The following is a 12136-nucleotide window of genomic DNA, read 5'->3' as shown; positions in this document are numbered from 1 at the left end:
CCGACGGGGCCGGAGCCTTCTGGGCTCCGGCCCCGTCCGCGTCGGGCGGCGCGCCACGACGGGCCGGACCCGGAGCGCGCCGCCGCGGGCCGGTGCCGAGGGGGCGGAAGGACCGGATGTCGTGTGCGGGGCGCGGCGTGCCGGCTCGGACGGGGTACGCGTCTGTTGCCGCGTGCAACCGTCGCGGTGTGTCGCCGGGCCGGCCGCCGTCGGCCGGACGAGTCCTCCGAGGAGAAGCCATGCCCCTGGTCCCGCCGCCGTTCGATCCGGAGCTCGCCGCCGCGCTGCGGCCGATCAAAGGGGTGGGCGGGCCGGGGTTCACCCTGGACGAGCTGGACGACGCCCGGCGGGCGGCCGGCCCGGAGCTGCTCGGACTGCTGGACCTCACCATGGACGGCGCCTTCGAGGTGGAGGACCGCACGGTGCCCGGACCGGAGGGCGCCCCGGACATCTCGCTGCTGCTGTGCCGGCCCGTCTCCCCCGCGTCCACGGCACCGCTGCCGGTGATCTACCACGTGCACGGCGGCGGCATGATGATGGGCACCAATCGGGCCGGCGTGGCCGAACCGCAGGACTGGGCGCGCGAACTGGGCGCGGTCGTGGTGTCGGTGGAGTACCGCCTCACCCCCGAACACCCCTACCCCGCGCCGGTGGAGGACGTGTACGCCGGTCTGCTGTGGACGGCGGAGCACGCGAAGGAGATCGGCGGCGACCCGGACCGGATCGTCGTCGCGGGCGCCAGCTCCGGCGGCGGCCTCACCGCGGCGCTCGCCCTGCTCACCCGGGACCGGCGGGGCCCCCGGCCGCTCGGCCAGCTGCTGATGTGCCCGATGCTCGACGACCGCAACGACACCGTCTCCAGCCACCAGATGGCGGGGCTCGGCGTCTGGGACCGCACCGCCAACGACACCGCCTGGACGGCACTGCTCGGCGACCGCCGCGGCGGCCCGGACGTCTCCCCCTACGCGGCGCCCGCCCGCGCCAGGGACCTGTCCGGGCTGCCTCCGGCCTACCTCGACGTCGGTTCCGCGGAGACCTTCCGCGACGAGGTCGTGGCCTTCGCGTCCGCCCTCTGGCAGGCCGGCGGCGCGGCCGAACTCCACGTCTGGCCGGGCGGCTTCCACGGCTTCGACTCCCTCGTCCCGGAAGCGGCGCTGTCCCGAGCGGCCCGCACAGCACGCGTGGACTGGCTCCGCAGACTGCTGACCCGCTGAACCACGTCCACGACCGGCCGCTCGGGGCAGCCGACGCCCACAAGAACCGAGCTCGGGCACTGGGTGCGCCGACAGAGCGGCGGCACGCCCGAAACCCGGCCCACCCGGGCGTACCCCACGGCTTCGACTCCCTCGTCCCCGAAGCGGCCCTGTCCCGAGCGGCCCGCACGGCACGCGTGGACTGGCTCCGCAGACTGCTGACCCGCTGAACCACGACCGCGACCGGCCGCTCGGGCAGCCGACGCCCCACAAGAACCGCGCTCGGGCACTGGGTGCGCCGACAGAGCGGCGGCACGCCCGAAACCCGGCCCACCCGGGCGTACCCCACGGCTTCGACTCCCTCGTCCCCGAAGCGGCCCTGTCCCGAGCGGCCCGCACAGCACGCGTGGACTGGCTCCGCAGACTGCTGACCCGCTGAACCACGTCCACGACCGGCCGCTCGGGCAGCCGACCCCCACAAGAACCACGCTCGGGCACTAGGGTGCGCCGACAGACCGGCGGCACGCCCGAAACCCGGCCCACCCGGGCGTACCCCACGGCTTCGACTCCCTCGTCCCCGAAGCGGCCCTGTCCCGAGCGGCCCGCACGGCACGCGTGGACTGGCTCCGCAGACTGCTGACCCGCTGAACCACGACCACGACCGGCCGCTCGGGGCAGCCGACGCCCACAAGAACCGCGCTCGGGAACTCGGTGCGCCGACAGACCGGCGGCACGGAATGGCCGCACCGATCACCGGCGCGCTCAACCGCCGTGCCGGTCCGGGAGTCCCGCGTGCCGGTGGTCCGGAGGCCGTCGACCCGCGCCGCCGAAGACACCCGTGCGAAAAGCGTGTGCCTGCCGGCCAACTGACGTTACCGTTCGGTAGACATCGTGCCCGGAGCCTCCCGGAGGTGCACCCCCCATGACGCCCGACCGTGCCGCAGGCCTCGCGGAGACCCGACGCGCCCTCGCCGACGGGGAGGTGACCTCCCGCGAAGTGGTCGAGCGGACACTCGCCCGGATCGAGGCCACCCAGCCCACCCTGAACGCCTTCCGGATCGTGCGTGCGCAGGCCGCGCTCGCCGAAGCCGACGCCGCCGACCGGCAGTTGGCGGCCGGAGACCGGAGCCCGCTGCTCGGCGTGCCGGTGGCGGTCAAGGACGACATGGACGTGGCGGGCGAGCCGACCGCGTTCGGCTGCGCGGGCGACTTCCCGCGCGTGACCACGGACGGCGAGGCGGTGCGGCGGCTGCGCGCGGCCGGTGCCGTGATCGTCGGCAAGACGAACACCTGCGAGCTGGGCCAGTGGCCGTTCACCGAGGGCCCGGCGTTCGGCGACACCCGCAACCCCTGGCACACCGGGCACACCCCGGGCGGTTCGTCGGGCGGTTCGGCCGCCGCCGTGGCCGCCGGGCTCGTACCGGCCGCCCTCGGCTCCGACGGCGCCGGCTCGGTGCGCATCCCCGCCTCCTGGACCCATCTCGTCGGCATCAAGCCGCAGCGCGGCCGCATCTCGACCTGGCCGCGCGGCGAGTCCTTCCACGGCATCACGGTCAACGGCACCCTCGCCCGTACGGTCGCCGACGCGGCCCTGCTGCTGGACGCGGCGAGCGGCAACCACGACCGGGACCCGCACCGGCCGCCCGCGCTCACCGTGTCCGACGCGGTCGGCCGCGACCCCGGCCGGCTGCGCATCGCCCTGTCCCTGAAGCCGCCGTTCACGGCCGTACCGGCCCGCCTCCAGCCGGAGGTGCGCACCCGGGTCCTGGAACTCGCCGCGCGGCTGGAGGCGTTGGGGCACACCGTCGAGGAGGCGGACCCGCCCTACGGCCAGATCGGGCTGACCTTCCTCCCGCGTGCCACCGCCGGTATCGCCGACTGGGTCCGGGAGACGCCCGACCCGGCGCTGCTGGACCCGCGCACCCGGGGCGCGGCCCGGTTCGGCCGCCTCCTCGGCGGGGCCCCGCTGCGGGCGGCCCGGCGAGCCGAGGCGGTCCTGCACCGGCGGATCGGCGCCTTCTTCGGGTCGTACGACGTGGTCCTCGCCCCGACGACGGCCGCTCCCCCGCCCGCCATCGGCGCCCTGCACAAGCTGCGCGGGTTCGCCACCGACCGCGCCATGATCGCCGCCTGCCCCTACGCCTGGCCGTGGAACGTGCTGGGCTGGCCCGGTGTCAACGTGCCCGCGGGTTTCGTCGGCGACGGCCTGCCGGTGGGCGCCCAGTTGCTCGGCCCCGCCAACAGCGAACCCCTGCTGGTCTCCGTGGCCGCGCAGTTGGAGGCGGAACTGCGCTGGCACGAGATGTGGCCGCCGCAGCGGACGGAGGCCGGCACTCCGGCCGCGTGAGCGCGTTCCGCCCTTACTCTGGGCCCATGGACGACGCGTCGTTGATCGGGCTGATGGGACGGGTGACGGGGACGGTCGGGCCCGGGCTGGTCGGCGAGGTGATCGTGCGGGTGCGCGGTGGCGCCGAGCACTTCCTCGCCCACCCGGCCGACGGCACGGCCCGGATGGAGCCGGGCACGGTGGTGATGGTGGTGGAGCACCTGCCGCCGAGGACGGTCTACGTCACGTCCGCGTACGACCGGTGAGGCACCAGGTGAGCACCCTCCGCCCCAGGTGAGAGCGGTACGCGTCAAGATTGCAACAAGAAACCGTCAGCGTCTTCTCGGGGGGTTCCGTAAGGCGCACACTCCCTTCGTTCGGTGCCGAGAGGGCACCTTTCCAAGGGGGCGTATGCCGATGGTTGTCGGCGTCGTTGCGGGGGCGGTCGTCGTTGCCGTCCTCGTGTTGATCGGTCTGTTCAAGATGATGTGGCGGGTCGCCGAGCCGAACGAGGCGCTCATCATCTCCGGGTCCAAGCACCGTACCGAGGGCATCGAGGAGGGCCTGGGATTCCGCATCGTCACCGGGCGCGGCACGCTGGTGGTGCCCGGTGTGCAGGCGGTGCGCAAGCTCTCGCTCGACCTGAACGAGACCGAGTTGCAGGTGGACTGCGTCACCCACCAGGGCATTCCGCTCAAGGTGCGGGGCGTGGTCATCTTCAAGGTGGGCGACGACTTCGTGTCGATCGCGAACGCGGCCCGCCGTTTCCTGGACCAGCAGAAGCTGATGTCCGAGCGGGTGCACAACGTCTTCGCCGGTCATCTGCGGTCCATCGTCGGCGGGTTGACGGTCGAGGACATGATCCGCGACCGGGAGAAGCTGACCGGGCAGACCCGGGCGGCCTGCGGTACGGAGATGGAGAAGCTCGGCCTGATCGTCGACTCGCTGCAGATCCACGAGATCGAGGATCCGACGGGTTACATCCAGAACCTGGCCATGCCGCACGCGGCGGCCGTGCAGCGGGACGCGCGGATCGCGCAGGCGGAGGCGAACCGGCTGGCCACCGAGGCCGAGCAGCAGTCGTTCGCGCGGATGGCCGAGGCCACCCGGGACAGCGAGATCCTGCAGGCCGGCTACCAGGCCGAGCGGGACAAGGCGGCGGCGAAGTCCCAGCAGGCCGGCCCGCTCGCCGCGGCCGCCGCCCGGCAGGAGGTGGTCGTACAGGAGACCCGGGTGGCCGAACTCGAGGCGCACCGGCGGGAGCAGCAGCTCCAGGCGGACGTCCGCAAGCCGGCGGACGCACAGGCCTACGAGAAGCGGACGCTGGCCGAGGCCGAGCGTGACGCGCGGATCTCGGCGGCGCAGGCCAAGGCGAAGGAGACGGAGCTGGCCGCCGCCGCCGAGGCGACCAGGGTGAAGGCGGCCGCGACCGCCGAGGCCGAGGCGACCAGGACCCGTGGTGCGGCGTCCGCCGACGCCACCCGGGCCACCGGTGAGGCCGAGGCCGCCGCCGCGCAGGCCAGGGGTCTGGCGGAGGCCGAGGCGACCAAGGCCCAGGGTCTGGCGGAGGCGGAGGCCATCAAGGCCCGGGCCGCCGCGCTGGCCGAGAACCAGGAGGCGGTCGTCGCCCAGCAACTCGCCGAGAGGTGGCCGGAGATCGTCCAGGCGGGCGCGTCGGCGTTCGGCAACGTGGACAACATGGTGCTGCTCAACGGCGCTGACGGCATGGGCGAGTTGTTCGCCAAGGCGCTCACCATGGGCGGCACGGGTCTGGGACTCGCGCGCAAGCTGCTGGCGACGACGGGCGACGGCAACGGGCAGGCGGTGAACGGCGCCTCGCCCTCCCTCAACGGCCAGGTTGCGCCTCCGCAGCAGCGAGTGCCCGTGGAGCACGAGGGCTGAGAAGGGGGTGTCGCGGCGCGGCCGGGGTCCCTCACCGGGGCCCCGGCCGCGCGGCGCACGGCGCCGGTCAGGCCGTGAGCAGGACGGCATCCAGCACGAGCAGGGCGACGACCTTGAAAATCTCCAGTCCCTCGCCACCGCGGTCCATGCCGGGGCGCGGGGCGCAGACGGTACGGGGCCGGCCCGGGTACGCCTCCGCCCGGCCTGCCCGGCGGACACCAGGGCGTCCAGGGGGAACCGGGCGGTGTCGGGGTGCAGGCCCCTCCGCGCGGCCGTCTCCGCGACGCCGAGCGGCGACCGCGCGACGCGCAGTACGTCCAGCACCTCACGGCGACGGGGAGGGCGCCCTGCGCTGGCTGCCGCACGGTTCCACCCGCGCCATCACCGCGGGCGGCAGCGGTCTCGCGTACCTCACGGTCCACGGCGGCCGCCCCGGCCTGCGGATCGGCCCCCGCCCCGGCACCTCGCCCGTACCGCCCGCCGACGACATGGACCCGGGGCACCCGCCCGCGTAACGGCCGGTGGCAGGGCGCCCGTTGCGTCCGCGTCGCCGGCCACTAGGGTGCCCCCGTGAGCACGTCTACCACAGAGAACGTCCCGGGCCGCCACGGCCGTCATGCCACCACGGAGGCCGACCCGCGCGAGGTCGGCCGGGTGCGCACCGAGTACTCCCCGGCCCACGACGGCGACCCGGACCCCGGGGAGATCGTGTGGACCTGGGTCCCCTTCGAGGAGAACGACGGCCGGGGCAAGGACCGCCCGGTCCTGGTCGTGGCCCGGGAGGCGGCGGGCACCTTCCTCGCCGTGCAGCTCTCCAGCAAGCGGCACGACGGCGACCGGGAGTGGGTGCCGATCGGCAGCGGCCCCTGGGACCGGTCGGGCCGGGACTCGTGGGTGGACGTGGACCGCGTCCTGCGGCTGCACGAGGAAGGCATGCGCCGCGAGGCCTGCGCGCTGGACCGGATGCGCTTCGATCTCGTCCGCCGGCGGCTGCACGAACGTTACGGCTGGACCTGACCCCGGCTCGGACCGGCGCTCCGCGCGACCACCACGGCGTCCGGGACCACGACGGCGGCCGCGACGACCACGGCGGCCGCGCCTCACGGCGTCCTGGGCCACCACGGCGTGGCCCGTCACCGCAGCACGCGCGCCCGCCCCGCCGCTTCCGCGGAGGCATCCGGACGGCGCCGCGCGCTAGGCGAACGCCCGCACGAACGCCGCCCGCACCTCCGCCCCGGGGGTCCGGTCCAGTACCCCGAACACCACGTGGTCGAAGGAGCGTGCGAACCGGGCACCGGGGCCGAGCAGCGCCCGGAAGGCGGCCGCGACCTGCGCCGGGTCGTTCTGGAAGACCCCGCAGCCCCAGGCGCCGAGCACCAGCCGCCGGTAGCCGTGCGCCGCAGCCGTCTCCAGCACCCGCTCGGCGCGCCGCGCCAGGGCGCCCGGCAGCTCGGCGGCGCGCTCGGGTGCCGTACGGCGTACCACGCCGGCGTTGGGCGCGGCCGCGGTCAGGAAGCCGGCGAGGTAGGGCTCCGGGAGCAGCCGCCCCCGGTCATCGCGGAAGACCGGGACCGCCGGTGAGTGGATCACCCGGTCCGTGTAGAACGGGTCGCGGTCGGCACGGTGGTGGTCGTAGAAGGCGCGGGCCGCCAGCAGGCAGGTGTGCAGCGCCGAGGCGCGGCACAGGGCCTCCTCCTGGGCCTGGGCGCCGTTGAGATATCCGCCGCCCGGGTTCCGCGCGGAGGCGAAGTTCAGGACGGCGACCGGGGCGCCGGCCAGCCGGCGGGCCGCCTCCAGGCTGCTCTCACCGGTGACCTCGACGAGGGTGCCGGTCCCGCGGACCGGGCCGCCCCCGGCCGGTGGCGGTTCCACGGTCACCGGCTCGGGACCGAACATCCTGGTGCCCGCCCGCGCGGCCTCGATCGCCGCCGCGAGCGGCACCTCCCGGCCGTCCGGGGCCGGGTACCGGCCCGCCGCGACGATCTTCTCCGTCTCCGTGGCGATTCCGCGCAGGCGCGCGCTCACGGCGCCACCCCCGTGGACGCCGTGCCCGCTGCCTGCGCGGACTCCCCCGTCGTGCTCATGGAGGCATCCTGAGTGATCCTGGTGATGCGGTGCAACGGAGTTTCCCACCCCCGGAACGGTCCCCGAACCCCCGCGGAAGCGGAGATGACCGATCCGGAACGCCCGGCGGGGCACTCTTGTGCGATTTGGCGCGAGGGTCTTGGGTGGGACGAGTGTCTGCCATCGGCCCACGACCCCGTGGGCCGATGGCATGGTGGAATCTCAGGAGGATCCCGACATGACCGACGCACAAAGCGACGGCGGCGACTGTACGGACCACCGCACCGCCGTCACCGAACCCGAGGTGGAGGCCCTGGTCCGGGGCATCTGCTTCAAGACGGGCCCGCCCCGCGTCCTCGGCGTGGAGCTGGAGTGGCTCGTGCACGACCTGCGGGAGCCGCGGCTCCCCGTGGCACCCGAACGACTCGAGGCGGTCTACGCCGCCCTGCGGGCCGTGGACCTGGGGTCGGCGCTCACCGTCGAACCCGGGGGCCAGCTGGAGCTGAGCTCCCTGCCCGCCGCCTCCCTGACGGAGTGCATCGGCACCGTCTCCGCCGACCTGGACGCCGTCCGCGCCGTCCTGGCCGAGGACGGTCTCGGCCTCGTCGGCATCGGCCACGAGCCCTGGCATCCACCGCGCAGGTTCCTGCACGAGCCGCGCTACGACGCCATGGAGGCCTGCCTGGACCGGAGCGGTCCGGCCGGCCGCCACATGATGTGCGCCTCGGCCTCCGTCCAGGTCTGCGTGGACGCCGGCCACGAGGAGCCGGGCCCGCTGGGCCACGCGCGCCGCTGGTGGCTGGCACACCAGCTGGGCGCGGTGCTGCTGGCCGCGTTCGCCAACTCCCCGCTGATCGGGCACCGGCCCACGGGCTGGATGTCCACCCGGCAGCTGATGTGGATGGAGATCGGCACGGGCCGGGCGGGCGGCCCCCGGCTGGACGGGGAGCCGCGGGCCATGTGGGCCCGGCACGTACTGGACTCGCCGGTGATGTGCGTCCGCGGCGACGGCGGGCCGTGGGAGGTGCCCGACGGGCTCACCTTCCGGGAGTGGACCCGGTCCCGGTCGCCCCGGCCGCCCACCCGGGCGGACCTCGACTACCACCTCACCACGCTGTTCCCGCCGGTCCGGCCGCGCGGTCATCTGGAGCTGCGCATGATCGACGCGCAGCCCGGGGACGACGGCTGGATCGTGCCGCTCGCGGTGACGGCGGCCCTGTTCGACGACCCGGAGGCGGCCGAGACCGCCTACCGGGCGGTGAAGCCGCTGGCGGAGCGGACGCTGAACCGGCCCGCGCCGCACAACCCGCTGTACACGGACGCGGCCCGGTACGGGCTCGCGGACCCGGAGCTGCGGGACACGGCGGCGGCCTGTTTCGCGGCAGCGCTGGAGGCCCTGCCCAGGACCGGCGCCACCACCGAGGTCACGGACGCCGTGGCGGCGTTCGTGGACCGCTACGTCGCCCGGGGCCGCTGCCCGGCCGACGACCTGCTGGACCGGCTGCACGACGGGGAGCCCCAGCACCGGCACGGCCCCGCCGGGGGCACGCCTCTCTCCCACGGGAAGGACATCCGCACATGACCGCCCCCGAAACCGACGCCACGACCGGCGAGATCGACTCCGAGGCCCTGCGCAAGCGGGCGCTGGCCTCGCTGATCACCGCACGCGACCGCACCACGCTGCTGACGAGCTGCGTCGACGACCCGGACCTGACCGCCCAGCACTCCCCGCTGATGTCGCCCCTGGTGTGGGACCTCGCGCACATCGGCAACCAGGAGGAGATGTGGCTCCTGCGGGCGGTCGGCGGCCGGGACGCGATGCGGCCCGAGATCGACACCCTGTACGACGCCTTCGAGCACCCCCGGGCCGAGCGGCCCTCGCTGCCGCTGCTGCCGCCCGCGGAGGCCCGGGGCTACGCGGCCGAGGTGCGCGGCCGGGCGCTCGACCTGCTGGAGGGGGCGGACTTCCACGGCAGCCGGCTGACCGAGGCCGGTTTCGCCTTCGGGATGATCGCCCAGCACGAGCAGCAGCACGACGAGACCATGCTGATCACCCATCAGCTGCGCAAGGGGCCGCAGGCCCTGACCGCCCCCGACCCCGAGCCGGTGCCGCTGTTCACCGGTCCGGTCGAAGTCCTGGTGCCGGGCGGCCCGTTCATGATGGGCACGTCCGCCGAGCCGTGGGCGCTGGACAACGAACGCCCGGCGCACATGCGGGAGGTGGCGCCGTTCTGGATCGACACGACACCGGTGACGAACGCGGCGTACCAGGCCTTCATCGCGGACGGCGGCTACGACACCGAACGCTGGTGGACGCCCGAGGGCTGGGCGCACGTCCGCAAGCACTCCCTCACCGCTCCCCTGTTCTGGCGGCGCGACGGCAACCAGTGGCTCAGGCGCCGGTTCGGCAGCACGGAACAGGTGCCGCCCGACGAGCCGGTGCTGCACGTCTGCTGGTACGAGGCGGACGCCTACGCCCGCTGGGCCGGGCGCCGGCTGCCCACCGAGACCGAGTGGGAGAAGGCCGCACGGCACGACCCGGCCACCGGGCGCTCCCGGCGCTACCCGTGGGGCGACGCCGACCCGGCGCCCGAGCACGCCAACCTGGGCCAGCGGCACCTCAGGCCGGCCCCGGCGGGCAGCTACCCGGCGGGCGAGTCCCCGCTGGGCGTGCGGCAGTTGATCGGTGACGTGTGGGAGTGGACGGCGAGCGACTTCCTGCCGTACCCGGGGTTCAGGGCGTTCCCGTACAAGGAGTACTCGGAGGTGTTCTTCGGGTCCGACTACAAGGTGCTGCGCGGCGGTTCGTTCGCCGTGGACGCGGTGGCCTGCCGGGGCACCTTCCGCAACTGGGACCACCCGATACGCCGGCAGATCTTCTCCGGGTTCCGCACCGCACGCTCGGAGACCGTCTGATGTGCCGTCACCTGGCCTATCTGGGGCCCGAGGAACCGCTCGGCCGGATCCTGACCGAGCCCCCGCACAGTCTGTTCCGCCAGTCGTGGGCACCGCGGCGGCAGCGGTACGGCACGGTCAACGCCGACGGGTTCGGGGTGGGCTGGTACGCCCGCGAGGACCCGGTCCCGGCCCGCTACCGGCGGGCCGGGCCGATCTGGGCGGACCTGTCCTTCGCCGACCTGGCCCGGGTGGTGCGTTCCGGCGCGGTGCTCGCGGCCGTACGGGACGCGACGCTCGCGGGCGCGGACGCGGAGGCCGCCGCCGCGCCCTTCGCGGCGGGCCGGTGGCTGTTCAGCCACAACGGGGCGGTCGCGGGCTGGCCGGACTCCGCGGCGTCCCTGGTCTCCGCGCTGCCCCCGGTCGATCTGCTGTCGTTCGAGGCCCGCAACGACTCGGCGTTCGTCTGGGCGCTGGTCCTGCACCGGCTGCGCAGCGGCGACGACCCCGCCCGCGCTCTCGGCGAAACGGCCCGCGCGTTCGCCGAGGCGGCCCCCGCCTCCCGCCTCAACCTGCTGCTGACGGACGGCGGGACGATCGCCGCGACCGCCTGGGGCGACACCCTCTGGTACCGGACCGAACCCGGCCGGGGCACGGTCGTCGCCTCCGAGCCGTACGACGACGACCCGCTGTGGCAGGAGGTCCCCGACCGCACCGTGCTCACCGCGAACAGCACCGGCGTGCTGCTCGCCCCGCTGGAGGACCCGGCGGCCGTCCCACCTAAGGAGCCCTGTTCGTGAGTCCCCTGCACGTCACCCGCACCCTCCCCGAGGACGCGACCGACGCCGCGCTGCGCGCGGACGTCCAGCACGGCCTCACCGCGAACCCCAAGTGGCTGCCGCCGAAGTGGTTCTACGACGCGCGCGGCAGCGAGCTGTTCGAGCAGATCACCGAACTGCCCGAGTACTACCCCACCCGTGCCGAGCGGGAGATCCTGGCCGCCCGCGCCGGGGAGATCGCCGCCGCGAGCGGTGCCCGCACCCTGATCGAACTGGGCTCGGGCTCCTCGGAGAAGACCCGCTTCCTGATCGACGCGCTCGCGCCCGGGGCGTACGTCCCGGTCGACGTCAGCGAGAGCGCCCTCACCCAGGCGGGCGAGGCGCTCATCGGTGAGCGTCCGGACCTCGAGGTCCACGCGCTGATCGCCGACTTCACCGCTCCGCTGGCCCTGCCGGCCACCCCGGGTCCCCGGCTGGTGGCCTTCCTCGGCGGCACCATCGGCAATCTGCTGCCCGCCGAACGGACCGCGTTCCTGGCCTCGGTACGCGCCCTGCTCTCCCCCGGCGACGGGCTGCTGCTCGGCACCGACCTGGTGAAGGACGAGCGGGTCCTGGTCCGGGCGTACGACGACGCGGCCGGGGTGACGGCCGCGTTCAACAAGAACGTGCTGGCCGTGGTGGACCGCGAGCTGGGCGCCGACTTCGATCCGGACGCCTTCGACCACGTGGCCCTGTGGAACGCGGAGCACGAGTGGATCGAGATGCGGCTGCGCTCCCGTACCGCGCAGACCGTGAAGGTGCCCGCGCTGAACCTCGCCGTGGACTTCGCGGCCGGCGAGGACCTGCGCACCGAGGTGTCGGCCAAGTTCCGCAGGGAGGGAGTGGCGGCTGAACTCGCCGCCCAGGGACTGGAGCTGACGCACTGGTGGACGGACGAGCAGCGGCGCTTCGCGCTGTCGCTGAGCGTGCTGCGGTGA

10 protein-coding genes are annotated in these 12136 nt (G+C 74.7%); 9 read left to right on the top strand and 1 reads right to left on the bottom strand.

Going from position 1 to position 12136, the window contains the following annotated elements; translation table 11 throughout:
- The first annotated feature begins 239 nt into the window (after positions 1-239).
- From N8I86_RS32520 to N8I86_RS32485, 5 genes are all read left to right on the top strand, one after another.
- On the top strand, positions 240-1214 hold the full coding sequence (locus N8I86_RS32520) for an alpha/beta hydrolase (protein ID WP_263279382.1): 975 nt from the start codon (positions 240-242) through the stop codon (positions 1212-1214).
- A gap of 901 nt (positions 1215-2115) precedes the next feature.
- Entirely contained in the window at positions 2116-3540 is a 1425-nt protein-coding gene (locus N8I86_RS32500; RefSeq protein WP_263279381.1) for an amidase, read from the top strand.
- Between the two features lie 26 nt (positions 3541-3566).
- Positions 3567-3785: a hypothetical protein gene (locus tag N8I86_RS32495; RefSeq protein WP_073891127.1), complete on the top strand. Its 219-nt coding sequence runs from the start codon at positions 3567-3569 to the stop codon at positions 3783-3785.
- Between the two features lie 145 nt (positions 3786-3930).
- A complete protein-coding gene (locus N8I86_RS32490; protein WP_123440511.1) occupies positions 3931-5421 on the top strand; it encodes an SPFH domain-containing protein in 1491 nt (496 codons plus the stop codon).
- 570 nt (positions 5422-5991) lie between these two features.
- Positions 5992-6438, top strand: coding sequence for a type II toxin-antitoxin system PemK/MazF family toxin (locus N8I86_RS32485; protein ID WP_263279380.1), 447 nt, complete (start codon positions 5992-5994; stop codon positions 6436-6438).
- Between the two features lie 177 nt (positions 6439-6615).
- On the opposite strand, the gene N8I86_RS32480 is transcribed toward N8I86_RS32485, so the two are convergent.
- Positions 6616-7446 carry a TIGR02452 family protein gene (locus N8I86_RS32480; protein WP_263279379.1) on the bottom strand — a complete coding sequence of 277 codons (831 nt, stop codon included), beginning with the start codon at positions 7444-7446 and terminating at the stop codon, positions 6616-6618.
- A 277-nt stretch (positions 7447-7723) separates the two neighbouring features.
- Between N8I86_RS32480 and egtA the strand changes: the two genes are divergently transcribed.
- Genes egtA through egtD form a run of 4 tightly spaced genes read left to right on the top strand, consistent with a single transcriptional unit; the run spans position 7724 to position 12136 of the window.
- The gene (gene egtA, locus N8I86_RS32475) at positions 7724-9067 is read left to right on the top strand and encodes an ergothioneine biosynthesis glutamate--cysteine ligase EgtA (protein WP_263279378.1); all 1344 of its coding nucleotides are present in this window, start codon (positions 7724-7726) and stop codon (positions 9065-9067) included.
- Positions 9064-10401 carry an ergothioneine biosynthesis protein EgtB gene (gene egtB / locus N8I86_RS32470; protein ID WP_263279377.1) on the top strand — a complete coding sequence of 446 codons (1338 nt, stop codon included), beginning with the start codon at positions 9064-9066 and terminating at the stop codon, positions 10399-10401. The genes egtA and egtB overlap by 4 nt, the downstream gene beginning before the upstream one ends.
- Complete coding sequence (gene egtC / locus N8I86_RS32465; protein ID WP_263279376.1) at positions 10401-11180, top strand: ergothioneine biosynthesis protein EgtC; 780 nt, start codon at positions 10401-10403, stop codon at positions 11178-11180. Before egtB ends, egtC begins: the two co-directional genes overlap by 1 nt.
- Positions 11177-12136: an L-histidine N(alpha)-methyltransferase gene (gene egtD / locus N8I86_RS32460; protein WP_263279375.1), complete on the top strand. Its 960-nt coding sequence runs from the start codon at positions 11177-11179 to the stop codon at positions 12134-12136. The genes egtC and egtD overlap by 4 nt, the downstream gene beginning before the upstream one ends.

This window comes from Streptomyces albidicamelliae (assembly GCF_025642175.1).
In the GTDB taxonomy this organism is placed as follows: domain Bacteria; phylum Actinomycetota; class Actinomycetes; order Streptomycetales; family Streptomycetaceae; genus Streptomyces; species Streptomyces albidocamelliae.
The sequence above is the reverse complement of the archived record's forward strand: the minus strand, read 5'-3'. Positions and strand labels throughout refer to the sequence as shown.